Annotated in this window: 23 protein-coding genes; 12 read left to right on the top strand and 11 right to left on the bottom strand. The window is 68.7% G+C overall.

Translation table 11 applies throughout. The annotated features are described in order from the left end of the window. Window positions 1–101 precede the first annotated feature (101 nt). From IAI54_RS16955 to puuE, 4 genes are all read right to left on the bottom strand, one after another. Window positions 102–695: a nucleoside deaminase gene (locus tag IAI54_RS16955; protein WP_187968321.1), complete on the bottom strand. Its 594-nt coding sequence runs from the start codon at window positions 693–695 to the stop codon at window positions 102–104. Continuing rightward, window positions 692–1,204, bottom strand: a complete 513-nt coding sequence (locus IAI54_RS16950; protein WP_187968320.1) for an ureidoglycolate lyase — start codon at window positions 1,202–1,204, stop codon at window positions 692–694. Before IAI54_RS16950 ends, IAI54_RS16955 begins: the two co-directional genes overlap by 4 nt. Window positions 1,205–1,442: 238 nt before the next feature. Then, the gene (locus IAI54_RS16945; RefSeq protein ID WP_187968319.1) at window positions 1,443–2,279 is read right to left on the bottom strand and encodes a bifunctional allantoicase/(S)-ureidoglycine aminohydrolase; all 837 of its coding nucleotides are present in this window, start codon (window positions 2,277–2,279) and stop codon (window positions 1,443–1,445) included. Beyond that, window positions 2,276–3,718, bottom strand: coding sequence for an allantoinase PuuE (gene puuE, locus IAI54_RS16940; protein ID WP_235679078.1), 1,443 nt, complete (start codon window positions 3,716–3,718; stop codon window positions 2,276–2,278). The genes IAI54_RS16945 and puuE overlap by 4 nt, the downstream gene beginning before the upstream one ends. A gap of 183 nt (window positions 3,719–3,901) precedes the next feature. Between puuE and uraH the strand changes: the two genes are divergently transcribed. The 4 genes from uraH to xdhC are packed head-to-tail and all read left to right on the top strand — an operon-like array spanning window position 3,902 to window position 9,087. Then, window positions 3,902–4,258: a hydroxyisourate hydrolase gene (gene uraH, locus IAI54_RS16935; protein WP_187968318.1), complete on the top strand. Its 357-nt coding sequence runs from the start codon at window positions 3,902–3,904 to the stop codon at window positions 4,256–4,258. 5 nt (window positions 4,259–4,263) lie between these two features. Then, the gene (xdhA, locus tag IAI54_RS16930; RefSeq protein ID WP_420838229.1) at window positions 4,264–5,736 is read left to right on the top strand and encodes a xanthine dehydrogenase small subunit; all 1,473 of its coding nucleotides are present in this window, start codon (window positions 4,264–4,266) and stop codon (window positions 5,734–5,736) included. A gap of 2 nt (window positions 5,737–5,738) precedes the next feature. Continuing rightward, window positions 5,739–8,090: a xanthine dehydrogenase molybdopterin binding subunit gene (gene xdhB / locus IAI54_RS16925; protein WP_187968317.1), complete on the top strand. Its 2,352-nt coding sequence runs from the start codon at window positions 5,739–5,741 to the stop codon at window positions 8,088–8,090. A 4-nt stretch (window positions 8,091–8,094) separates the two neighbouring features. Continuing rightward, on the top strand, window positions 8,095–9,087 hold the full coding sequence (gene xdhC, locus IAI54_RS16920) for a xanthine dehydrogenase accessory protein XdhC (protein ID WP_187968316.1): 993 nt from the start codon (window positions 8,095–8,097) through the stop codon (window positions 9,085–9,087). On the opposite strand, the gene IAI54_RS16915 is transcribed toward xdhC, so the two are convergent. The 3 genes from IAI54_RS16915 to IAI54_RS16905 all read right to left on the bottom strand — a co-directional run bounded on the left by IAI54_RS16915 (window position 9,088) and on the right by IAI54_RS16905 (window position 11,575). Then, window positions 9,088–10,176 (bottom strand): Acg family FMN-binding oxidoreductase, encoded by a 1,089-nt coding sequence (locus IAI54_RS16915; protein ID WP_187968315.1) that lies wholly within the window; start codon window positions 10,174–10,176, stop codon window positions 9,088–9,090. 170 nt (window positions 10,177–10,346) lie between these two features. Beyond that, window positions 10,347–10,652, bottom strand: a complete 306-nt coding sequence (locus IAI54_RS16910; protein ID WP_187968314.1) for a hypothetical protein — start codon at window positions 10,650–10,652, stop codon at window positions 10,347–10,349. An 8-nt stretch (window positions 10,653–10,660) separates the two neighbouring features. Then, window positions 10,661–11,575, bottom strand: a complete 915-nt coding sequence (locus IAI54_RS16905; protein ID WP_187968313.1) for a LysR family transcriptional regulator — start codon at window positions 11,573–11,575, stop codon at window positions 10,661–10,663. Between the two features lie 157 nt (window positions 11,576–11,732). On the opposite strand from IAI54_RS16905, the gene IAI54_RS16900 reads away from it, so the two are divergent. The 8 genes from IAI54_RS16900 (at window position 11,733) to IAI54_RS16865 (ending at window position 18,410) form a co-directional block, all read left to right on the top strand. Further along, window positions 11,733–12,947 (top strand): urate hydroxylase PuuD, encoded by a 1,215-nt coding sequence (locus IAI54_RS16900; RefSeq protein WP_187968312.1) that lies wholly within the window; start codon window positions 11,733–11,735, stop codon window positions 12,945–12,947. A 1-nt stretch (window position 12,948) separates the two neighbouring features. Then, a complete protein-coding gene (guaD, locus tag IAI54_RS16895; protein WP_187968311.1) occupies window positions 12,949–14,250 on the top strand; it encodes a guanine deaminase in 1,302 nt (433 codons plus the stop codon). Between the two features lie 111 nt (window positions 14,251–14,361). Beyond that, on the top strand, window positions 14,362–15,042 hold the full coding sequence (locus IAI54_RS16890) for an MOSC domain-containing protein (protein WP_187968310.1): 681 nt from the start codon (window positions 14,362–14,364) through the stop codon (window positions 15,040–15,042). 114 nt (window positions 15,043–15,156) lie between these two features. Next, window positions 15,157–15,654, top strand: a complete 498-nt coding sequence (locus tag IAI54_RS16885) for a heme-degrading domain-containing protein (protein ID WP_187968309.1) — start codon at window positions 15,157–15,159, stop codon at window positions 15,652–15,654. Between the two features lie 56 nt (window positions 15,655–15,710). Then, the gene (gene otnI, locus IAI54_RS16880) at window positions 15,711–16,502 is read left to right on the top strand and encodes a 2-oxo-tetronate isomerase (RefSeq protein ID WP_187968308.1); all 792 of its coding nucleotides are present in this window, start codon (window positions 15,711–15,713) and stop codon (window positions 16,500–16,502) included. Then, the gene (locus IAI54_RS16875; RefSeq protein WP_187968307.1) at window positions 16,499–17,764 is read left to right on the top strand and encodes a glycerate kinase type-2 family protein; all 1,266 of its coding nucleotides are present in this window, start codon (window positions 16,499–16,501) and stop codon (window positions 17,762–17,764) included. Before otnI ends, IAI54_RS16875 begins: the two co-directional genes overlap by 4 nt. Before the next feature lie 37 nt (window positions 17,765–17,801). Further along, entirely contained in the window at window positions 17,802–18,098 is a 297-nt protein-coding gene (locus IAI54_RS16870) for a nucleotidyltransferase family protein (protein WP_187968306.1), read from the top strand. Window positions 18,099–18,161: 63 nt separating this feature from the next. Further along, window positions 18,162–18,410, top strand: coding sequence for a HepT-like ribonuclease domain-containing protein (locus IAI54_RS16865; protein ID WP_187968305.1), 249 nt, complete (start codon window positions 18,162–18,164; stop codon window positions 18,408–18,410). A gap of 10 nt (window positions 18,411–18,420) precedes the next feature. Here the strand turns inward: IAI54_RS16865 and IAI54_RS16860 are convergent, their stop codons facing one another. From IAI54_RS16860 to IAI54_RS16845, 4 genes are all read right to left on the bottom strand, one after another. After that, window positions 18,421–19,920, bottom strand: a complete 1,500-nt coding sequence (locus tag IAI54_RS16860; protein WP_187968304.1) for a UdgX family uracil-DNA binding protein — start codon at window positions 19,918–19,920, stop codon at window positions 18,421–18,423. Window positions 19,921–19,922: 2 nt separating this feature from the next. Further along, the gene (locus tag IAI54_RS16855; protein ID WP_187968303.1) at window positions 19,923–21,158 is read right to left on the bottom strand and encodes a putative DNA modification/repair radical SAM protein; all 1,236 of its coding nucleotides are present in this window, start codon (window positions 21,156–21,158) and stop codon (window positions 19,923–19,925) included. A 142-nt stretch (window positions 21,159–21,300) separates the two neighbouring features. After that, complete coding sequence (locus tag IAI54_RS16850; protein ID WP_187968302.1) at window positions 21,301–22,689, bottom strand: glutamine synthetase family protein; 1,389 nt, start codon at window positions 22,687–22,689, stop codon at window positions 21,301–21,303. Window positions 22,690–22,914: 225 nt separating this feature from the next. Next, on the bottom strand, window positions 22,915–24,288 hold the full coding sequence (locus IAI54_RS16845) for an aspartate aminotransferase family protein (protein ID WP_187968301.1): 1,374 nt from the start codon (window positions 24,286–24,288) through the stop codon (window positions 22,915–22,917). Window positions 24,289–24,426 lie beyond the last annotated feature (138 nt).

Below are 24,426 nucleotides of genomic sequence, written 5' to 3'. Positions count from 1 at the left end.
CGCAGTCAGCCACGGAGGGAGTGACCGGCGCAATGCGCCAGCGCGACGGCGACGTTGGCGATTGCGGCGCGGGATGCGGCGAGACGGCCGTCCTTGCGCCTTCAGTTCAATGGAATGTCGTTGTCGTCCTTGCCGTCCTGGTAAATCGCGGAGAGGTCGTCATAGGTCTTCGCGATCGCCGCGATGCGAGCCTCGACGCGCGCGCGGTCCGGCTCCGGCAGCGCGGCGGCGAGCCTGCGGATAGAATAGCTCTTCCAGAACGCGTTCTCGGCGGCGTAGCCGCCCGGCTCGAGCGTGAAGACCTCCTTGAGAATCTTCAGGTCGTGCGGGATGGCGAAGGCGTCGCGCGAATCCTCGTGGCTGAACAGGTAGTAGAAATTGTCGAAGCCAGTCCAGGTGATGGCCGAGAGGCAGAGCGAGCAAGGCTCATGGGTGGCGATGAAGATGCATTCTCCGGTTGCGGGGCGCGTATCCTTCGGCATTTCATAGAAGCGCTTCAGCGCGTGTACCTCGCCGTGCCACAGCGGGTTTTCCAGTTCGTTGTTGGTCTCGGCGAGCACCAGCGAACCGTCGGCCTTGTTCAGGATCGCGGCGCCGAAGAGCTTGTTGCCCTTCTCCACGCCCGCCCTCGTCATCGGGACCACGTCCCTCTCGATCACGTCGAGCAGGCGGTCGAGGAGGGCAACGTCGGTCATGCGCGGGTTCCTTCGGGAAGGGTGACGAGGAAGGGCTCCTCGAAGTGGTGTTCCTCGAGATTGCTGCCGTCGCCGCCGCGGTCGACGACGAGAAAATCCTGCGGCGCGCCGATCGGCGTCAGCACGGCGTGCCAGCGCCCGGCGGGATAGTTCACGCCCTGGCCGGCGCGGGTGACGAAGGCGTGCGGCGTGCCGGGGCGGCCATCGGGTCCGTCGGGGCAGACGACGACGAGGAAAGGCGCGGGCGTGAGCGGCATGAAGGCCTGGCTGCCGAGCGGATGGCGCTCGACCAGCGCGAGGTCGAGCGGGAAGGCATAGGGCGTGCCCTTGAAGATCGAGATCAGCACGCGGGCGTTCGGCCCGGTCGCCTCGACCGTCGCCAGGTCGTGGTAGCGCTCGCAGCGGCCGCCATTGATCGGAAAATGATGCGCGCCTTCGGTCTCGATGACGTCGCCGAAGGGGGCGAAGGCCTCGCGGGTGAGGGGGGTGGCGCGGATGGTGCGGGTCATTGTGGATGCCGGTCCTTCCCGCCGAAACAGTCGGAGGTATGATTCGAAGGCCGAGCGAGGCTACCCCCCTCTGGCCTGCCTGCCATCTCCCCCTCAAGGGGGGAGATCGGAAGCTTCGACCCCGGCGCCCGTCCCGCAACGTTCGTCCGACGGCGATGCGGGTGGAACCGCCGATCTCCCCCCTTGAGGGGGAGATGGCCGGCAGGCCAGAGGGGGGTGTTCCAGCCGCCGCGGTCCGTCACCGCGTTCCCCCCAGCTTCGCGTGCCGGTTGACGTCCTTGTAGAGCAGGTAGCGGAAGTTCGACGGGCCGCCGGCGTAGCAGGCCTGCGGGCAGAAGGCGCGCAGCCACATGTAGTCGCCTGCCTCGACCTCGACCCAGTCCTGGTTGAGCCGGTAGACGCCCTTGCCCTCGAGCACGTAGAGCCCGTGCTCCATCACATGGGTCTCCATGAAGGGGATCACGGCGCCGGGGGCGATGGTGACGATGTTGACATGCATGTCGTAGCGCAGGTCTTCGGGGTCGACGAAGCGTGTGGTGGCCCAGCGTCCGTCGGTGCCGGGCATCGCATTGGGTGCGACGTCCTTCTCATTGGCGAAGACCGGGTCGGGCAGGGCCAGCCCCTCGACGGCTTCATAGGCCTTGCGGATCCAGTGGAAGCGCACGGGCGTCGCACCGGCATTGCGCGCGGTCCAGCGGGAGGAGGGCGGAAGGTAGGCGTAGCCGCCGGAGGACAGCACCCGCACGGTGCCGTCGAGGGTCACCGTGAGTTCGCCCTCTACGACGAAGAGCGCGCCCTCGGCACGCGGATCGGGTTCGGGACGGTCGCTGCCGCCGCCGGGCGACAACTCCATGATGTATTGCGAGAAGGTCTCGGCGAAGCCCGACAGCGGGCGCGACAGGATCCAGACCCGCGTCTTCTCCCAGAAGGGCAGGTAGCTGGTGACGATGTCGCTCATCACGCCTTTCGGGATCACCGCATAGGCGGTGGTGAAGACGGCACGGCCGGTGAGGAGCTGCGACTGCGGCGGCAGCCCGCCATGCGGGGCGTAGTAGGAGCGGGCGGCTTCGGTCATGCGCGCAATCTGTCCTTCAGGCGAAGCAGCGCGATGCGTTCGACCTGCCGGCAGGCGGTGGCGAACTCCTCGTCGCGCGAATTGGCGATGCGCCGCTCGAAGGCGGCAAGGATGTCGGCCTTGGTCAAGCCCTTCACCGCGATGATGAAGGGGAAGCCGAAGCGATCGACATAGGTCGTGTTGAGTTCGCTGAAGCGGGCGCGCTCTGCATCGGTCAGCGCGTCGAGACCGGCGGAAGCCTGTTCGGCGGTCGACTCGGCTGTCAGGCGCTTCGCCTGGGCGAGCTTGCCCGCAAGATCGGGATGCGCCTTCAGAACGCCGAGGCGCTCGTCCTCGCTGGCGGAGCGGAACATGCGCGCCAGCGCGTTGTGCAGACCGCCGGCGCTGTCGTGCGCAGGTCCGAGTTCCAGCTTCCAGGCGCGTTCGGCGATCCACGGCGAATGTTCGAAGACGCCGCCGAAGGCCGCGACGAAAGCGGTCTCGTCCATGCGCGAGGGCCGCAGCGCGGGGGCCGCGTAGGGATGGTGCTCGCGCCAGTGGCGGGCGATGTCGATGCGCCGCGCGATCCAGACCTTCTCGTGGCCCTGCACGTAATCGATGAAGCGCCTGAGCGCGGCGGCGCGGCCCGGACGTCCGACGAGGCGGCAGTGCAGGCCGATGTTCATCATGCCGGCGCGGCCGGCCTCGCCCTCGGCATAGAGCGTGTCGAAGGCGTCCTTGAGATAGGTGAAGAACTGGTCGCCCTCGGTGAAGCCGGCCTGGATGGCGAAGCGCATGTCGTTGGCGTCGAGCGTGTAGGGGATGACGAGCTGCGGCGGGATCGCGTTGCCGTGGCCGTCATGGTCGAGCCAGTAGGGCAGGTCGTCGTCATAGGTGTCGGAGATGTAGGCGAAGCCGCCTTCCGCGCAGGCGAGGCGGACGGAGTTGACCGAGGTGCGGCCGAGATAGAGCCCCTCCGGCCGCTCGCCGACCACTTCGGCATGCAGGCGGATCGCCTCGTTCAGATCGGCCCGCTCGGTTTCGGGATCATGATCGCGGTAGTCGATCCAGCGCAGGCCGTGGGTGGCGATCTCCCAGCCGGCCTCGGACATGGCCGCCACCTGGTCCGGGGAGCGGGCGAGCGCGGACGCGACGCCGTAGACCGTGACCGGGATGTTCGTCTCGGTGAACATCCTGTGCAGGCGCCAGAATCCGGCGCGGGCGCCGTATTCATAGATCGATTCCATGTTCCAGTGGCGCTTGCCGGGCCAGGGCTGGGCGCCGGTGATCTCCGACAGGAAGGCTTCGGACGCGGCGTCGCCATGCAGGACGCAGTTCTCGCCGCCTTCCTCGTAGTTGACGACGAACTGCACGCAGATGCGGGCGCCGCCCGGCCATTTCGGGTCCGGCGGAGTGGCGCCGTAGCCGCGCATGTCGCGGGGATATCGAACTGCCGTCATCAGCGCTGCTTCCACCCTGCCGTCGCGGATCCTCGTTCTTCAACAGTACCAGAGGCGATCCGGCTCATTCCCGTCGAAAAATTTGAAAGTCTTTTTGCCGCGCCCCGGATCGTCACGGCTTATGCGACGTTTTGAATTGCTGCACTATCCTGTTGGACGGACATGCGAACGGACGGAGACGGGATGACCGGCGGCAAGCTCACCACACATGTTCTCGACACCGCCACCGGCAGGCCGGCGGCCGGGCTTTCGATCGCGCTCTACAGGGTGAGCGGCAATTCTCACAAGAAGCTGAAGACCCTGGTGACGAATTCCGACGGGCGCTGCGACGCGCCGCTGCTGGCGGGCAGTGAATTCAAGATCGGCACCTACGAACTCGTCTTCTTCGCGGGCGACTATCTGCGGGCGCAGGGGACTGCGCTGCCCGATCCGCTGTTCCTCGACCAGATTCCGATCCGCTTCGGCATGGCGGACGCGGCGCATTATCACGTACCGCTGCTGCTGTCGCCCTACGGCTATTCCACCTATCGCGGGAGCTGACCCCCTTGATCCAGGCAGAGACCCAGATCCGCTTCCTGCTCAACGGCGCAGAGATCGCGCTCTCCGACGTCCGGCCCGACGAGACGCTTCTCGACTGGCTGCGGCTCTCCCGGGCGCTGCGCGGAACGAAGGAAGGCTGCGCGGAGGGCGATTGCGGCGCCTGCACCGTACTGGTCGGGCGTCCGACGCCGCAGGGACTGGTCTATGAGGGCGTCAATGCCTGCATCCGTTTTCTCGGCTCGCTGCATGGCTGCCACGTCGTCACCGTCGAGCACCTGAAGGGGGAAGGCGGAGCACTGCACCCGGTGCAGCAGGCGATGGTGGATTTCCACGGCTCGCAATGCGGCTTCTGCACGCCCGGCTTCGTTATGTCGCTCTACGCCATGTGGATGCAGGATCCGGACCCGAGCGAAGCGGCGGTCGAAAAGGCACTGCAGGGCAATCTGTGCCGCTGCACCGGCTACGAGCCGATCGTCAAGGCCGCACGGGCCATCTCGTCCTACGGCATCCTGGAGGACGATTTCCTCGCAAAGGAGCGGGCGTCGGTGGCCGAACGGCTCGCGGCGATCCGCGCCGGCGGACGGGTGGAGGTCGGCAACGGCCGGGACCGGTTCGTGCTTCCCGCCAGCGTCGACGATCTCGCTGCCGTGCTCGAGGCCGAGTCGGCCGCGACCATCGTGGCGGGCTCGACCGACGTCGGGCTCTGGGTGACCAAGTTCATGCGCGACATCGCGCCGGTGGTCTTCATCGGTCACCTCGACGAACTCAGGACCGTGTCGGAACAGGACGGCGTGCTGACGATCGGCGCGGGCGTCAGCTACACGGATGCCTTCGGGGCGCTGTCGCGCCGCATTCCCGCGATGGGACCGCTGATCGACCGGATCGGCGGCGCGCAGGTGCGCAACATGGGCACGATCGGCGGCAACATCGCCAACGGCTCGCCGATCGGCGACATGCCGCCGCCGCTGATCGCGCTCGGTGCGTCGATCACCCTGCGCAAGGGCGCGGCGCGTCGCACCATCGCGCTGGAGGACTTCTTCGTCGCCTATGGCAGGCAGGACCGGCAGCCGGGCGAGTTCGTCGAGGCCGTGCATGTTCCCGTGCCGTCGGCCGAGACGCATTTCGCCGCCTGGAAGGTGACCAAGCGGCGCGACGAGGACATCACGGCGGTGCTCGGTGCCTTCGCCCTCTCGATCGAGGACGGTGTGGTGCGTTCCGCACGCATCGCCTATGGCGGCATGGCCGCGACGCCGAAGCGCGCGAAGGCGGTGGAAGCCGCGCTCGTCGGCCGGCCCTGGACGCTGGCGACCGTGGAAGCGGCGATGGACGAATATCCGGGCGATTTCCAGCCGATCAGCGACATGCGCGCCTCGGCCGAGTACCGCATGCTGGCGGCGAAAAATCTGCTCAAGCGGTTCTTCCTCTCCCAAGGCGGAGCGGAGATGCCGGTGATGGTGAGCCGGGAAAGGGCTGCCTGACCATGAACAAGCACGCTTCACCCTCGCGTACGGCCAAGGCGATCGTCGGCGGCGTCGCGGCGAGCCAGCGGCACGATTCGGCGCACAAGCACGTGACCGGGCAGGCCGTCTACATCGACGACATGCCGGAGCCGGCCGGCCTGCTGCACGCCTATCTCGGCCTGTCGACGGTGCCGCACGGCGCGATCCTGTCGATGGACCTGTCGGCGGTTCGCGCGGCGCCGGGCGTCGTCGACGTCCTGACGGGCCACGACATGCCTGCCTCCAACGACATCTCGCCGACGCACCGGCACGACGAGCCGGTGCTCGCCACCGACAAGGTGCAGTTCCTCGGCCAGCCGGTCTTCGCGGTGGTGGCCGAGACGCGCGAGCAGGCGAGGCGCGCCTGCAGGCTGGCGAAGATCGCCTACGCCGAAGAGCCCTTCGTCACGGACATCCTCGACCTCGACCGGCGCCAGGGAAAGCTCGTCACCCCTCCGCTGACGCTGAAGCGAGGCGATGCATCCGCGGCGATCGGGGCAGCACCGCGAAGGCTCACGGGCACGATGCGGCTCGGCGGGCAGGATCATTTCTACCTCGAGGGGCACATCGCCATGGCGGTGCCCGGCGAGGACATGGACGTGACGCTCTACTCCTCCACGCAGCACCCGAGCGAGGTGCAGCACATGGTGGCGCAGGTGCTCGGCGTTCCGAGCCATGCGGTGACGGTGGAAATCCGGCGCATGGGCGGCGGCTTCGGCGGCAAGGAGACGCAGGGCAACCAGTTCGCGGCGATTGCCGCCGTGGCGGCCAAACGGCATGGACGTGCGGTCAAGATCCGCCCCGATCGCGACGACGACATGACCGCCACCGGCAAGCGGCACGACTTCGTCATCGACTACGACGTCGGCTTCGACGACGAGGGCACCATCCTCGGCGTCGACTATTTCTTCGCTGCACGGGCGGGGTTCTCGGCCGACCTCTCGGGCGCGGTGACGGACCGCGCGCTGTTCCACTGCGACAACACCTACTACTACCCGGCGGTGAAGGCGCAGTCGGCGCCGCTCTACACCAACACCGTCTCCAACACCGCCTTCCGCGGCTTCGGCGGACCGCAGGGCATCGTCGGCTGCGAACGGGTGATCGAGGAAGTGGCCTTCGCGCTCGGCAAGGACCCGCTGGAGATCCGCAGGAGGAACTTCTACGGGACGACGGATCGCAACGTGACGCCCTACCACCAGACGGTGGAGGACAACATCATCCACCGTCTGGTGGATGAACTGGAGGCGAGCGCCGACTATGCAGGCCGGCGCAAGGCGATCGCGGATTTCAACGCCAGGAGCCAGGTGCTGAAGCGCGGGCTGGCGCTGACGCCGGTGAAATTCGGCATTTCCTTCACCGCCACGCATTTCAACCAGGCGGGCGCGCTTGTGCATGTCTATGCAGACGGTTCGGTGCATCTGAACCATGGCGGGACGGAGATGGGGCAGGGGCTCTACGTCAAGATCGCGCAGGTGGTGGCGGAGGAGTTCCAGATCGACATCGACCAGGTGAAGATCACGGCCACGACCACCGCCAAGGTGCCGAACACCTCTGCGACGGCTGCCTCGTCGGGGACCGACCTCAACGGCATGGCAGCGCAGGCAGCGGCGCGGACGATCCGGCAGCGTCTCACCGATTTCGCGGCGGAGAAGTACCAGGTGCCGGTCGAGCAGATCGCGTTCCTGCCCAACCGGGTGCGGATCGGCAACCAGGAGATCGCCTTCGGCGCACTGACGCAGCAGGCCTACATGGCCCGCGTCCAGCTTTCGGCGACCGGCTTCTACAAGACGCCGAAGATCCACTGGGACCGCGACAAGGGACAGGGCACGCCGTTCTACTACTTCGCCTATGGTGCCGCCTGTGCGGAGGTGGAGATCGACACGCTGACGGGCGAGACCATGGTGGAGCGCGTCGACATCCTGCATGAGACGGGACGCTCGCTCAACAAGGCGATCGACATCGGCCAGATCGAGGGCGGGTTCATCCAGGGCATGGGCTGGCTGACGACGGAGGAACTCGTCTGGGACGCCAAGGGGCGGCTGCGGACGCACGCGCCCTCGACCTACAAGATCCCGCTCGCCTCGGACCGGCCCAAGGTCTTCAACGTGACGCTGGCCGACTGGCCGGAAGCCGGCGAGCCGACCATCCACCGTTCCAAGGCGGTGGGCGAACCGCCCTTCTGCCTCGGCATCGCCGTCTTCCACGCCATCTCGGATGCCGTGGCGAGCGTCGCCGGTCACCGCCTCTGCCCGCGTCTCGACGCGCCCGCCACGCCCGAACGCGTGCTGATGGCGGTGGAGCGGCTGAAGCGGGAAGCGGGGCGGCCCGCATAGCCGGATGTCCGTCACCGCACCCGCGCTGCGTACCTTCCTCGACACCCATCCGCAGGTCGCCAGGGTGCGTGTCTCGGACGCGAAGGGCTCGACGCCGCGCGAGGCGGGGGCGTGGATGCTCGTGTCGCCGACGGAGATCTTCGGCACGATCGGCGGCGGACAGCTCGAATTCATGGCGATCGACGAGGCGCGGGAGATGCTGCGCGGCGGTTCCTCCTCCGTGCGGGGAAGGTGGTCAGATCGGCCGCGTGGGAGTGGGGCCGCGTCGCCTGCCTCGGTGGGGGACGCGCGTTTCTCCGACGACGGAACGCGTCGCGGCGACTCCTACCCCCCAGCCGACCGGGGCGAGCCCCTCGTCTCGCCCGTCCTTCCGACCCCCGCAAGGGGGAGAGGGGCCGCGCCGTTCAGTCTCTCCATCCCGCTCGGTCCAGAGATCGGGCAGTGCTGCGGCGGGCGTGTGGACCTGTCGATCAGCCCCGTGAGCGATGCGGATCGAACGGCCCTGGTCGAGGCGGCGGAGGCGGAGGATGCGCGGCTGCCCACGGTCCTGGTCTTCGGCGGGGGCCATGTCGGCCGGGCGCTCGCGCAGGCGCTGGCGCTGCTGCCGGTGCGGGCGACGGTGGTGGAGACCCGGGCCGATGCCGTCGAGGGATTTCCGCCGGAGATCCCGACCAGGCTGACGGCGGTACCGGAGGGGGCGGTTCGGGCGGCGACACCGGGTGCCGCCTTCGTGGTGCTGACGCATGACCACGCGCTCGACTTCCTGATCGTGGCCGAGGCGCTGCGGCGGGGCGACGCGGCCTATGTCGGCATGATCGGATCGAAGACCAAGAAGGCGACGTTCCGGAGCTGGTTCCTGAACACCGCAGAGGGGAACGAAGACGATCTCGCGCGGCTCGTATCGCCAATCGGCGGCGGCGCCGTGCGGGACAAGCGGCCGGCGGTCATCGCGGCCCTTGCCGCCGCCGAGATCATGACGGCGCTCGCGCAGGCCTGATCAGATCACCACCGCGTCGACCGGCCGGCGCAGCGACATCGGCAACGGCGGCGCGTAGCCGAACCGGACGACGAGATCCGGCCGCTCCGCGGGATCGAGACCGAGCCAGCGCGCGAAATCCGCACGCAGACCCGCCACCTCCACCGGCTGGTTGACGAAGGCATGGGCGATGCCGAGCGACGTCGCCTTGAGGGCGAAGCGCTGGCAGGCGCGTCCGGCCCTCACCCAGTGTTCGCGATCGTCCCTCGCCGAGACAAAGACGGCTATGCCCGCCGAGGACCGCACCTGCGAAGCATATCTGTCGTTCTCGCTGCGCGTCCTGAAGACCAGCGGAAACAGGATGTTCGCCATCCAGTTCGGCAGGGTCGGATTGCCCGACGCGGCCGCGTAGAGGCCGTCGCCTGTGTCGATCGCCTGGCGGGGATTGAACCGAAGCCAGTGCCTCAGTTCGGCAAGGAAGGCGGGGTCTTCCATCTGGACGGTGTTGCCGGCGACGACGTGATCGAGCGCACCGGCGAGGCGCGATTCCCCGAGCAGGTAGACGATCCGTATGCCGTCGATCCGGGCCGCGTCCTCCATCGCCTTCAGGTCCGCCGCGGCAACGGGCCTGCCGTCGTAGTCGCTTCGCGTGGACTGGCGCCGCGGGACGGCTTCGAAGAGATCGTCGGTGCCGGCCGGACCCCGCTCCAGCGCGAGAACCAGCCGGCCGTCGCCCGCCGCGTCGTACACGACGTCGCCGTGAAGGCTGACGGCCCGCGCCGCGATGAGGAAGTTCTCCGCTGCGCAGCCGAGACTCACCCACAGGTGGTGGTCGTCCGGGTCGACCACGGGCGTGCGGCGCGTGAGATCGGGGAGGATTTCCACCCGCCGCGCGGTCAGGGCGAAACGCCATGGCTGCGTGTTGTGGCCATTGGCGGCGAGAGTGGCGTAGCGTGCGCAATCGACGAGACCGCCGTGACCCGGCATGCGGACCCGGATCCTGCGGACGGTATTCTCGTAGCTCGTCATGTCGGTCGCCTTTCCGCATCCGGCCAGCGACCCGACGATCCCCGCACCACCTGCGCAGAGCACCGCCCGTCTCGTCAGCATCGCCGTCTCCTGGACTCTGCAACCAGACTAGCAGATGCTCGCGGAGATTGTCCTTGCGCGAGATCAAGGATCTGCAGGATGATACGCGCGCCGTCCCGGTCGTGGTTCGGACCGCCCCGGTCCCTCGCCCGTATCCCGGCGTCGGCCGTGCTCCCGCAGCGGTCTCCGCGTCAGTCGCGGTCCGGTCCGCCTGCGCCCGGATCGTCGAGGACGGCTTCGAAGTCGCGGGCTGCGCGGCGCCGGAGGCGCTGCCGCTCGGAAACCACGCCCAGCAGGAAGAACAGCGCGAAGGAGGGCACGACCGACGCCAGCGCGATGCCGAAGGCGCCCGTTCCGCACTCCGTCTGCATGCCGGTGCCGGCGCAGTGCGGATCGAGGAGGTGCGACAGGCCGACGATCGAAACATGCAGGATCAGGGGGAGTGCCATCATGCCCGCCAGACCCCAGGCGACTGCGACGAGGAGGACGCGGCCCATGACCGCCCTCAGCGGCCCGAGAGGACGTCGCGGATCATCCGCTGGCAGCGGTCCGCCATGAAGTCGAGCAGCAGGCGCAGCTTGGTGTCCTGGTACTGGCGGTGGGGGAAGACGGCCGCGAGCTGCACCGGGGCCGGCGGTGCGCCGGGCAGGATCACCTGCAGCCGCCGGTCGCGGATGAAGGGCTCCACCTCGAAGCGCGGCTTCAGGATGACGCCGTGGCCGGCGAGCGCCCAGCCGGTCAGGACGTCGCCATCGTCGGAATCATAGGGGCCCCGGACGTCGAGCTTGCGGGGACCCGCCTCCGTCTGCAGCGTCCAGACGTGCTCGCGCGCGCCGGGATAACGCAGCATGAGGCAGTCGTGCGCGAGAAGCTCTTCGGGCGTCACCGGCTCGCCGCGCCTCGCAAGATAGGTCGGGCTGGCGACCAGCACGCGCTCGCAATCGAGGATGCCGCGCATCCTCAGGCTCGAATCCTCCAGCAGCCCGAGGCGGAAGGCGACGTCGATTCCTTCCTTCATGATGTCGACCTCGTGGTCGGAAAGGCGCAGGCGCACCTCGATGTCGGGATAGCGGTTGCGGAATTCCGGGATGCCGGAGGCGATCATGCGGCGGCCGAGCCCCAGCGGGGCAGTGACGCGGATGGTGCCGCGCGGCTGACCCGACAGCGCGCTGACGGCGGCTTCCGCATCCGAGACCGCCTGAAGGACCTTTCTCGCGCCTTCGTAGAAGACCCGGCCCTGCTCGGTGGGCATCAGTTGGCGCGTGGTGCGGTTGAACAGTCGAACGCCGAGATGTTTCTCCAGCTCCTTGATGCGGTTGGAGGCGACGGCGGGCGAGATGCGCATGTCGCGGCCGGCGGCGGAAAGATTCCCCAGTTCAACCACGCGAACGAAAACGGCGACGTTGTCGAGATAGGCCATGAAGCGCGACTGCCGTGGCTTCGGGGCACCGCCCCTCGGTTTCCTTTGACGGCAGACTATTATTTTCTAGTTTTTTTTGAAAGTGTCGGGACGGCGGCCCTTCTTTCCGTTTGCACTGCAGCACGTACAGTTCGTCGACCGGCCGAGGGAATATGGCATGAACGACTTCGCTCTGTGGTGGGACTGGCTCGCCTTCGGCGTACGATGGCTGCACGTGATCACGGCGATCGCCTGGATCGGCTCGTCCTTCTACTTCATCGCGCTCGACCTCGGCCTGCACAAGCGGCCCGGCCTGCCCGAGGGGGCCTATGGCGAGGAATGGCAGGTGCATGGCGGCGGCTTCTACCACGTGCAGAAGTACCTCGTCGCGCCGGCGCAGATGCCCGAGCACCTGACATGGTTCAAGTGGGAAGCCTACTTCACCTGGATGACGGGCTTCGCGCTGCTCGCGATCGTCTATTACGCCGGTGCCGAGCTCTACCTGATCGACCCGAACGTTCTCGACGTGTCGGCGCCGGTGGCGATCTTCCTATCGCTCGCTTCGCTCGCCTTCGGCTGGATCGTCTACGACCTGCTCTGCCGCTCGCCGCTCGGCATGAACGACACGCGGCTGATGCTGGTGCTGTTCGTCGTCCTCGTCTTCATGGCCTGGGGCTACACCCAGCTCTTCACCGGTCGCGCTGCCCTGCTGCATCTGGGCGCCTTCACGGCCACCATCATGTCGGCCAACGTCTTCATGGTGATCATTCCCAACCAGAAGATCGTCGTTGCCGACCTGATCGCCGGGCGCAAGCCCGACGCCAAGTACGGCCGCATCGCCAAGACGCGTTCGCTGCACAACAACTACCTGACGCTGCCCGTCATCTTCCTGATGCTGTCGAACCATTATCCGCTCGCCTTCGCGACGGAATTCAACTGGGTGATCGCGGTCCTGGTGTTCCTGATGGGCGTGTCGATCCGGCACTACTTCAACACCGTGCATGCGCGGAAAGGCAATCCGACCTGGACCTGGCTGGTGACGGCGATCCTGTTCATCCTGGTCATGTGGCTGTCGACCGTTCCCAAGGTGCTGACCGGCGAGGACCGCGTTTCGGCGGGCGCCGAGCGCTTCCTCGCCTCGGCGCATTTCGAGCCCGTGCGCGACACGGTGCTCGGCCGCTGCTCCATGTGCCATGCCGCCGAGCCCTTCTGGGACGGCGTCTACCAGGCGCCGAAGAACGTGCGGCTGGACAGCGACGCCGCCATCGCCAACCATGCGCGCGAGATCTACCTCCAGGCCGGCCGCAGCCATGCCATGCCGCCCGGCAACCTGACCGGCGTCACGCCGGAGGAACGGGCACTGATCGTGGCCTGGTTCGAAGAGGCCCGCTGAGGTGGACGATCTGCTGATCCGCGGGCGCGTCCTGTCCTTCCTGCGCGAGCCGGAAGGCTCAGAGGATCGAGCGTCCTACCTCTATGAGGAGGATGGCGCGGTGCTGGTGCGCGGCGGGCGGATCGTCGCCACGGGCGAACATGCCGGCGTCGCCGCGCAGGCCGGGACAGACGTCGCGGTGGCCGACCACCGTCCGCATCTGGTCCTGCCCGGTTTCATCGACGCGCATATCCACATGCCGCAGATGCAGGTGATCGCCTCCTACGGGGCCGAACTGCTCGACTGGCTGAACGATTATACCTTTCCGGAGGAGACGCGGTTTTCCGACGCCCAGCACGGACGGCGCATCGCGCGGCTGTTCCTCGAGGAGGTGCTGCGCCACGGCACGACGACGGTCGCGGCCTACTGCTCGGTGCACAAGGCTTCGGCCGAGGCGTTCTTCGAGGAGAGCCACGCCCGCAACATGCTCAACATCGCCGGCAAGGTGATGATGGACCGCAACGCGCCGGGCGGTCTGACCGATACGCCGCAGAGCGGCTACGACGACACGAAGGCGCTGATCGCCGCCTGGCACGGCAAGGGGCGGCAGCTCTACGCCATCACGCCGCGCTTCGCGATCACCTCGACGCCGGCGCAGATGGAGATGGCGGGCGCGCTGGCCGCCGAGCACCCCGCCTGTCACGTGCAGACGCATCTGTCGGAAAACCAGGCCGAGATCCGCTGGACGGAAGAACTCTACCCGCAGGCGAAGGACTATACCGACGTCTACGCCCGTTACGGGCTGCTTGGACCGAAGAGCCTGTTCGGCCACTGCATCCATCTGTCGGAACGCGAGGCCGACGCGATGGCCGAGGCGGGCGGCGTCGCGGTGTTCTGCCCGACCTCGAACCTGTTCCTCGGCTCCGGGCTGTTCGACTACCAGCGCTACCGGCGCCGGGACAAGCGGCTGCGCGTGGCGACGGCGACCGACGTCGGCGGCGGCACGAACTACTCCATGCTGCGGACGATGGACGAGGCCTACAAGGTGATCGCGCTGCAGGGCGAGAAGCTGAACCCGCTGCAGAGCTTCTGGCAGCTGACGCGCGGCAATGCCGAGGCGCTGTCGATCGCGGACCGGGCAGGAACGCTGGAGCCGGGCACCGACGCCGACATCGTGGTGCTCGATGCCGGCGCCACGCCGGCCATGGCACTGAGGCGGGAGCGGGTCGCCACGCTGGCGCAGGAACTGTTCCTGCTGCAGACGCTGGGCGACGACCGCGCGGTGGCTGCGGTATACGTCGCGGGGCGGGCCGTGAAGGGCTGACGTCGCGCCGCGGCAGGCAGGCCTGCGCCAAGCGCCCTCCCGGCACTGTCGCTTGCCGAAGCCGTCCCTAACCGGTTCTGGTGTGCGCTGGCAGGAAGGAGACAGAGCGGCATGAACTTCTCGACGACCATCGACGCCCTCTTCATAGGCACGGTGGAGGAGCGGTGGCCGGGACGGCCGCCATCGGCGATCGGCAAGCGGCGCACGACCGATCGCCTTGGAATCGGACCGACCGGCTTCGCGCGCGACGCGCAGGCCGATCTTGCGGTGCATGGCGGGCCGGAGAAGGCGATCCACCATTATCCCGGCGATCACTACGCGTCCTGGCGCGCCGAACTCGGACGCGACGACCTCTCCCCCGGCGGCTTCGGCGAGAACCTGTCGAGTTCGGGACTGACGGAGGACATGCTGTGCATCGGCGACGTGATCGCGCTCGGAAGCGCGACGGTGCAGGTGAGCCAGGGTCGGCAGCCCTGTTGGAAGCTCGCGGCCCACACGGCCGAGGAGCGTATGGCCTATCTGTTCCAGAAGACCGGCCGCACCGGCTGGTACTACCGCGTGCTGGAGCCCGGGCAGGTGACGGAAGGCGACGTGCTCAGGCTCGTCGAGCGGCCCCGGCCCGGCTGGACGGTGAAGCGCGTCACCCTGGCCAGGCTGACACGCCGGATCGCGGCTTCCGACGCGGCGGAACTCGCCGACATGCCCGAACTCTACGCCGGCTGGCGCGAGGCCTTCGCCGCCATGGCCGCCGGCAGGTCCGGCGAGGACACGTCGGTGCGGCTGAACGGCTGAAGCGGCCGGGAGTGGGTGCGAGACGGCGCGGAGTTTGAGCGGCCTGCGTTCCGTGCTAGTCGACGCCCGACGCACAGGACGGCGGCTTTGGCCAGGGCGGGAGACGGGAACGCGATGAGCATCGAAAGCGATCTGGCCCTCATACGGCGCCAGGAGGCGGCGATCGTCTTCGACCGCTTCGACGAGGAGCAGGCCTTCCTCCTGGGTGCGCGCCTGCGCGAGCATGCGGTGCGGGACGGGCTGCCGATCGTGATCGACGTCCGCACCTGGGACCGTGCGCTGTTCTTCGCCGCACTCCCGGGCTCGACCGACGCCAATGCCGACTGGGTGCGGCGCAAGGTCAACACGGTGCGGCGGATGGGCCGGAGCAGCTACCGCGCCGCGCTGGAGCAGAACACCCCGGACGGACTGTTCCCGCCGCGCCACGGGCTCGATCCGAAAGACTTCGTGCTGGCCGGCGGCGGCTTTCCGATCCGGCTGGCCGGTGCCGGCATCGTCGGCTGCGTGACGATCTCCGGCCTGCCGCAGCGCCAGGACCATGCGGTCGTCGTGGAAGCCCTGTGCACGCATCTCGGGCTCGACCACGCCGCGCTGGCTCTGCCCGCGGAGTGACGCAATACCCGGCCGCGCCGCGCCCCGTCCGCGGCCGATCCGCAGGAGTACCGTCCATGCCGAAGCTCGCCGCCAATCTTTCGACCATGTTCACCGAGGTACCGTTCCTCGATCGCTTCGGCCATGCGGCGCGGGCGGGGTTTTCCGCCATCGAGTTCCAGTTTCCCTATGCTTTCGACCCCGACGCCATCGGTGCCGAACTGAAGCGCAACGGGCTGGAGACAGCGCTGTTCAACCTGCCGCCCGGCGACCTCGCCGGAGGCGAGCGCGGCCTTGCGAGCATTCCGGAGGCGCGCGACCGGTTCCGCGACAGCCTCGATCCGGCGCTCCGATACGCGATCGCCACCGGGTGCCGACGGCTCCACTGCATGGCAGGCGTGCTGTCCGGTCCGGCCACCATGGCCGAGCGGGAGACCGTCTTCGTGGAGAACCTGCGCCGGGCCGCGGACCTGTTCTGGCCGCACGGCATCCGCCTTCTGATCGAGCCGCTCAACCCGTTCGACACGCCGAACTACTTCCTCTCGTCGGTAGAGCAGGCGGCCGCGATCGTGGAGGCAGTGGGTTCGCCGGGGGTCGCAATCCAGTACGACTTCTACCATCAGAGCCGGACGCGCGGCGAATTGATCGCCACCTTCGACCGATTCCGGAGCCTGATCGGCCACGTCCAGATCGCCGGCAATCCGGGCCGCCACGAACCGGACAGCGGCGAGGTCGACTACCGCTTCGTGCTCCGGGCGCTGGACGCCCGCGGCTATGACGGCTTCGTCGGCTGCGAGTATTCTCCGGCCGGCGATACGATCGAAGGGCTCGGCTGGGCACAGCCGTGGCTGGGCGGCGGTGCGGCATGAGCGACATCGAGCCGAGACGTCTCTTCACCGGCCTCTACGAGGCGGCCGTGGCGGCCGCCGATCCGGCGCGGGTGATCGGCCGCTTCCTGCCCGCGCGCCCGAAGGGTCGGACGATCGTGATCGGGGCCGGCAAGGGCTCCGCGCAGATGGCGAGGGCCTTCGAGGATGCCTGGGACGGGCCGCTCGAGGGGCTGGTCGTCACGCGCTACGGCTACGGTGCGCCGTGCCGGCGGATCGGCGTGATCGAGGCCGCGCATCCGGTGCCGGATGCGGCGGGCCTCGCGGGCGCGCAGCGGCTGTTGCAGGCGGTGTCCGGGCTGACGGCGGACGATCTGGTCGTCGCGCTGATCTCGGGAGGCGGCTCGGCGCTGCTGCCGGCTCCGGCGGGACGGCTCACGCTCGACGACGAAATCGCCGTCAACCGCGCTCTGCTCGCCTCCGGCGCGCCGATCTCGGCGATGAACGCGATCCGCAAGCACGTCTCGGCGATCAAGGGCGGGCGGCTGGCCGCGGCCGCGCGTCCGGCACGCGTGGTGACGCTGGTCGTCTCCGACATTCCCGGCGACGTCGCCGCGCTCGTCTCCTCCGGGCCGACGGTGCCGGACGGCTCGACGCGGGCCGACGCGCTGCGGCTGGTGGAGGCCTGGCGCATGGACCTTCCGCCTGCGGTGATGGCGCATCTCGCTTCATCGGAGGCCGACGCGCCGCTGCCCGACGATCCGCGCTTTGCCGGCAACGAGGTACACGTGATCGCTTCGGCGGCCGTTTCTCTCGACGCGGCGGCGGCAGCCGCCCGCGCGCAGGGGCTGCAGGCGGTGATCCTGTCGGACGCGATCGAGGGCGAGGCGCGCGGGGTGGCGGGCGTGCATGCTGCCATCGCGCGCGAGGTGGCGGCGAGGGACCGGCCGTTTCGAAGACCCGTCGTCATCCTGTCGGGCGGCGAGACGACGGTGACGCTGCGCGGGGCGGGCAAAGGCGGGCGCAACACGGAGTTCCTGCTGGCGCTGGCGCTCGGCATCGACGGGGTGGACGGCATCTCGGCCTTCGCCGCCGATACCGACGGGATCGACGGATCGCAGGACAATGCGGGCGCCTTCTGCGACGGGACGAGTGCCGCGCGGCTGAGGGCCGCCGGCCGCGACCCGCGCGGGCTGCTCGCCGCCAACGACGCCTGGAGCGCGTTCGATGCGCTCGGCGACCTGTTCGTGCCCGGGCCGAGCGGGACCAACGTCAACGATCTGCGGGCGATGCTGGTGCGATAGGCTGTCGCGCGGGGGCGGATCGCGCTATCATCGCACCATGCAACGTGATGAGGTCCTGGACATCCTCAGACGGCACCAGTCCGACCTGCAGAGTCGGGGCGTGCGCCATGTCGCGCTGTTCGGGTCGACTGCGCGCGGGGACAGGCACGCCGGCAGTGACATCGACATCGTCATCGAACTCGACGCGGACACAGGTCTCGGGGTCTACGACTATGTCGACCTCAAGGCCTTCATCGCCGGCCTGTTCGAGGGGGCTGTCGACGTGGTCAACCGCGAAGGGCTGAAGCCGCATGTCCGGGCGGCCGCACTGAGCAATGCGATCTATGCGTTCTAGGCGCTGCGCGCCCTTTCGGACATCTCGTACAACATCCGCCTCGCTCGGAGCTTCACCGCCGGAATGGAATTCTCCACCTTCTGCGCCGACGAAAAGACCCTCTACGCAGTCATCCGATGCCTCGAGATCGTCTCGGAAGCATCGCGGCGCCTTCCGCCGGAGCTGAAAGCCCGTCATCCAGCCGTACCATGGGCGCAGATCGCGGGCGCCGGGAACGTGTTCCGGCACGACTACGAAGACGTCCTTCCGCGCATCGTGTGGAATACGGTCAATCACCAGCTGTCGGACATCAAGGCTGCGGTCGACACTTAACTAGGGCCGCTCAAGCCGACATGATAGCCTTCACTGCCTTCATGTCCGCCAGGAATCGCGCGTGCTCGGCGTCGCGGTCGGCGGGATCGGGGATGCGAAGGAGGTAGGAGGGGTGGACGGTGAGGAAGACGCGCAGGCCGTCTTCGCGGATGACGACCTGGCCGCGCAGCTTCGTGATCGCGACCGGCTTCCCGAGGAGGGACTGGGCGGCGGTGGCGCCAAGCGCGACAGCCAGGTCGGGACGGACCAGCGCCAGTTCGTGGTCGAGCCACCAGCGGCAGGCCTTTACCTCGCCCAAGTTGGGCTTGGCATGGATGCGGCGCTTGCCGCGCGGCTCGAACTTGAAATGCTTGACGGCATTGGTGACGTAGACCAGGTCGCGGTCGACACCGGCCTCGACGAGGATCCCGTCGAGGAGCCGTCCGGCCGGGCCGACGAAGGGCTTGCCGGCGATGTCCTCCTGATCGCCGGGCTGCTCGCCGACGAAGACCACGCGTGCCTTGTCCGGGCCGTCGCCGAAGACGGTCTGGGTGGCCTCGCGCCAGAGGTCGCAGCGGCGGCAGGCTGCTGCGGCGCGCGACAGGTCGGGCAGGGTGCGGGCGTCGGCGCCGTCCTCGGGCTCGGCCTCCCCGGCGGGCGGGGCCGGCCAGTGGCGCGCCTTGATCTTCGCGTGGTGCGGGGCGGGTTCGCTCGGCTGCTTCTCGACCATCTCCCTGGCCTTCTCCTCGGCGCCGCGGATCATCTGCGGAATGAGGGATGCCTCCGGGAGGTTCCGCCAGTATTTCTTCGGCATCTCCGCCTGCATCGCCTTCACCTTCAGCCGCGCCGGGTTGAAGATCGAGGAAAAGTAGGTGCGCCAGAGGGACTCGGCGTCGTCCTCGGACGGCGCGTCGGCCTTCGTCGCGCCGGGGCCGATCACGAGCCGCGTCCCGTCCCAGTCGGCCGAGGCGAGCGGCGTCAGGATCGTCCAGCGCATGGCGGTGAAACGGCGCACGAAGAAGGGCGCGTTGACCTCGACGATGAAGTGATCGGGCTCGAACCAGGCAACGTGTCGGGCCTCCGGACCGTTGCCGATGGCCCGGAAGCGCACGAAGGCGCGCATCTTGTGGATGTCGCGGCGGACCGACTTCGCCATCGCCTCCAGGCGGCGGACGTCGCTGTCGGAGGCGATCTTCATGAGGTGCGGCTCCTCGCGCAGTCGGAAGAGCACCCGGTAGAGCAGGGCGAAGCGCTCCGGGTCGCGGTGGCAGACGACGGTCCCGGCTAGCTCGACGAAGGCACGCGGGACGGTGAAGGTGGCACCCTCCGGAGCGGGCGGTGTCTCCGAAGCGGGGTGGGCCCGCTCCTCGAAGAGATCGGAGGACGCGCTGCCCGCGATCGTCCAGCCCACCTGGTCGGGGGGAACGCCCCGCATGGCCAGCGCGCGGGCGGCGATACGCCAGCCGTCGAAGTCAACCGGGCCGGAGAGCTTGACCGTCATGCGCGGCAGGCTGCGGGCGACGGCGGCCATGGTCAGAACAGTTCCATCTGCACCGGCGCCGGGGTCAGCCGGCTGCGCAGGCCGGCGCTGTCGGTCAGTCCGCCGGGCGACCAGCCTTCCGCGACGATGAACGGTCGGACCTTGGCGATCGACTGACAGAGGCGCCCGACGTCCTCCAGCCGCAGCCGCCGGTGGCGCCGGGTGTCGAGAATGCGCCCGACGGCGCGGGTACCGAGGCCCGGCACGCGCAGCAGGGCCTCGCGGTCGGCACGGTTGACGTCGACCGGGAAGGTCGCGCGGTTGCGGAGCGCCCAGGCGAGCTTGGGATCGACGGCGAGGTCGAGCATCCCGTCAGGCCGGCCGGCGAGAATCTCCTCCTGTTCGAAGCCGTAGAAGCGCATCAGCCAGTCGGCCTGGTAGAGCCGGTGCTCGCGCATCAGCGGCGGGTTCTTGAGGGGGAGGGCCGCCGAGGAATCCGGGATCGGGCTGAAGGCGGAATAGTAGACGCGGCGCAGGCGGTAGCTGGAATAGAGCCGTGCGCTCGATTTCAGGATCGTCGCGTCGGGCGAGGCATCCGCCCCGATGATCATCTGCGTCGACTGGCCGCCGGGCGCGAAGCGCTGGCGCTTCTTCGAGCGCATCGTGGGTTCGGACGTTTCCTCGATCTTCGAGCGCAGTTTCGCCATGGAGATCCGGATCGTCTCCGGCTTCTTCTCCGGCGCCAGCCGGTTCACCCCCTCGTCGGTGGGCATTTCCACGTTGATCGACAGGCGGTCGGCAAGGCGGCCGGCCTTCTCCAGAAGCTCCGGAGCACATTCCGGGATCGTCTTCAGGTGGATGTAGCCGCCGAAACGGTGCTCCTCGCGCAGGCGCCGGGCGATCTCGACCATCTCGCCCATGGTCTCGTCGGGCGAGCGGATCACGCCGGACGAGAGGAACAGGCCCTCGATGTAGTTCCGCTTGTAGAAGTCGAGCGTCAGCTGCACCACCTCGTCGATCGTGAAGCGGGCGCGGCGGACGTTGGAGGACGACCGGTTGATGCAGTAGCTGCAGTCGTAGATGCAGAAGTTGGTGAGCAGGATCTTGAGCAGCGAGATGCAGCGGCCGTCGGGCGCATAGGAATGGCAGATGCCGGAGCCCTCCGTCGAGCCGATGCCGCCGCTCTTCAGCGAATTGCGCTTCGCCGCGCCCGAGGAGGCGCAGGAGGCGTCGTACTTGGCGGCATCGGAAAGAATGGAGAGCTTCTGGCGGAGGGTGAGGGCTGTCATTCGTTCATGATACGTTCCCGATCCTGCCGGCGCCATTCACTTTGATATGAGGAGGTGGCTGCCCGTCCTTTCCATCGGGTCGGGGATGGGCGTCCCGCGTCGCGCCGTCTCTGTGGGGGCGGTGGGGGGAACGACCTCGGGCTCAGACCTCGTGCAGGTAGAGATGATAGTCCAGTTCGCTCACCGTGCGGGCGACGCGGAGGTACTCCGCCTGCTTGATGGCGGTGAAGGTGCGGTGGAGGTCAGCGCCGAGCGCCTGCTTCAGGAACGCGGATCCCTTCGCCGCCTCGATGGCCGAGCGCCAGTCGGCGGGCATGGCGACGCGGGTGCCGTCGGCGGCGGCGTAGCCGTTGCCGGTGGTCTCGGGGCCGGGGTCGATCGCCTCGTCGAGGCCCCTGGCGATGCCAGCGAGCACGGTGGCCGCCACGAGGTAGGGGTTGGCGTCCACGCCCGAGGGCCGGTGCTCGATGCGGCGGTTCTTTGTGTCGCCGGCCGGAACGCGCAGCGCCACCGAGCGGTTGTTGACGCCCCAGCTGGGCGCCACGGGCGCGTAGGACTGGGCGACGAAGCGGCGCCAGGAATTGGCATGCGGGGCGAAGACCAGCATGGATTCGCCCATCGTGGCCGCCAGCCCGCCGAGCGCGTGCAGCAGGCGGGGCTCCCAGCGGCCCTCCTCGGCCTCGGCGAAGACGTTGCGGCCCGCCTCGTCCTGCAGCGAGACGTGGAGATGCATGCCCGAGCCGGCATAGGCTTCGATCGGCTTGGCCATGAAGCAGGCGGTGACGCCGTGGCGGCGCGCCTGCGCGCGGACGAGGCGCTTCAGCATGATCAGGTCGTCTGCGGCCCTCAGGATGTCGCGGCGGTAGTTGAGGGTCAGTTCGTATTGTCCCGGCGCATATTCGGAGATCACCGTCTCGGCCGGGATCGCCTGCCCCCGTGCGGCGGCGTAGATGTCGGAGAACAGCGGTTCCATGCCGTGCAGGTGGTCGACCGAATAGACTTCCGTCTTGCCCGAGCGGCGGCCGTCGACCACCGCGCGGGCCGGCTGGACGCGGCCGTCGGCATCGCGCTCGCCGGCAAGCAGGAAGAACTCCAGTTCGAAAGCGCCGGCCGGATGAAGTCCGCGTGCGGCGAAAGCTTCGACCTGCCGCGCCAGCGCATGACGCGGGTCCGACGTCATCGGCGCACCATCGAGGCCGTACATCGACATCAGCACCTGGGCGCGGCGCGGGCTGGTGCCGTGGAGAGGAACCAGCGTGCCGGGGATCGGCCAGGCGCGCAGGTCGCCGTCGCCGGAATCCCAGATGAGACCCGTCTCGTGGACGTCCTCGCCCGTGATGTCGAGGCCGAGGATCGAGATCGGCAGGTGCCGGCCGCCCTTGTAGAACCCTTCGAGTTCGTGCCTCCGGATGATCTTGCCGCGGCCGACACCGTTGACGTCGACCAGCACGATGTCGATCGCCTCGACGTCCGGATGGGCTTCCAGGAAGGCGCGGGCTTCGTCTGGGGTGGAGCCGGAGGGGGATGTCATGGATGGGGGCTCGCGGGTCTTGCGGTTCGTGGTGCGTCGCGCTCTGCGGCGCCCCCCTCTGCCCTGCCGGGCATCTCCCCCACAAGGGGGGAGATCGGATATCGCGACGGCCTTCGCCAATCGCTGAGATCGAAGGAGACGCGCCGTCGCAAAAACTGCCGATCTCCCCCCGTGTGGGGGAGATGGCCGGCAGGCCAGAGGGGGGCGCGACGGAGCATGGGCATCTCAATGTCCCACCAGTTCCGCGCAGACAGCGCCGAAGGCCCCGACCAGCCGGTCGACCTGCCGTGCCGTGGTGGCGGGGGAGACGAGCATCATGTTGTGGAACGGCGCGATCAGGCAGCCGCGGTTGACGAGGGCGAGATGGATGGCGGCTTCCAGCGCGGGCGCATGGGCGGCCTCGGCTTCGGCGCCGTTTCCGAGCGGGCCCGGGGCGCAGATGAACTCGACGCGGGTACCGACGCGCGCGACATGCCAGGGCAGGCCGCTTCGCGTGATCGCGGCGGACAGGCCGGCCTGCAGACGTCCGGCGAGGCGGTCCATGCGGGCGTAGTTTTCAGCCGTCATCACGTCCTCCAGTGTCGCCCGCATGGCGGCGAACTGCAGCGGGTTGGCCGACAGCGTCGTGCCCATGCCCGAGTAACCCGGCTCCTTGATCCTGCCATAGGCCTCCCATCGTCCGGCGACCTCGTCGGTCATGCCCCAGACGGCGGCCGGTACGCCGCCGGCGATCGGCTTGCCCAGGACGAAGAGGTCGGGCTCGAGGCCGAAGGTGCGGGTGTAGCCGCCGAGACCGGACGAGATCGTGTGGGTCTCGTCGATGAGCAGCAGCGTGCCGGTTGCGCGGGTGGCGCGGCGCAGCGCGTCGTGGAAGCCCGGCGCCGGCAGGACCATGCAGGAATTGGTGAGCACCGGCTCGGTGATGACGCAGGCCACGTCGCCGGCGGCGAGTGCGGCTTCGAGCGCGGGGATGTCGTTGAACTCGACGATCCGGGTCGCCTGCGTCAGGTCCCGGAACTCGCCGGCGAGGCCTGGGCGGTTGACCGGGCGGCCGTCCTTCAGCCGCACCATCGTCTCGTCCACCGCGCCGTGATAGCAGCCGTTGAAGACGAGGATCTTCGGCCGGCCGGTGACGGCGCGGGCGAGCCGCAGCGCGAAGCGGTTGGCGTCCGTGGCCGTCGTGGCGACCTGCCAGCGGGCAAGGCCGAAGCGCTCCACCAGCAACCGGCCGACGGCGGCCGCGTCGTCGTTGGGCAGCATGTAGGTGAGGCCCTTGCCGGCCTGGCGGCGGATGGCGCGGGCGACGGGGGCGGGCGAATGCCCGAACATCGAACCGGTGTCGCCGAGGCAGAAATCGTCGAGGCGATGGCCGTCGACGTCGGTGATCGTCGCGCCGCGCGCCTCGTCCACCACCATGCGGAACGGCATCGGCCAGTCGAGCATCCAGTGCAGCGGCACGCCGTCGAGGAAGCCGGAGGGCTCGGCTGCGGCCGCAGCGGATTTCGGGCGGGCCGCGGCGAAGATCGCCGCTTCGCGCTCGCGCAGCGCTTCGATGCGCGCGACGGGCACGCCGCCGATCCTGTCGCTGGTTCCCCGCATGAAGACGTCCCCCGGAAGTCGAGCATCTACTTAACCGTGGTGGCAGGGGCCGGCAACCGTCCTGCCGCGGCAGGCGCTGGACCAGCGAACGGGACTTGAGCGCAGATGTCCGGAGGCTATGGTGCCGGTCCGCGAAGA

The organism is Aquibium microcysteis (assembly GCF_014495845.1).
In the GTDB taxonomy this organism is placed as follows: Bacteria; Pseudomonadota; Alphaproteobacteria; order Rhizobiales; family Rhizobiaceae; genus Aquibium; species Aquibium microcysteis.
Note: the sequence above shows the minus strand (reverse complement) of the source record. Positions and strands in the feature narration are given on the sequence as shown.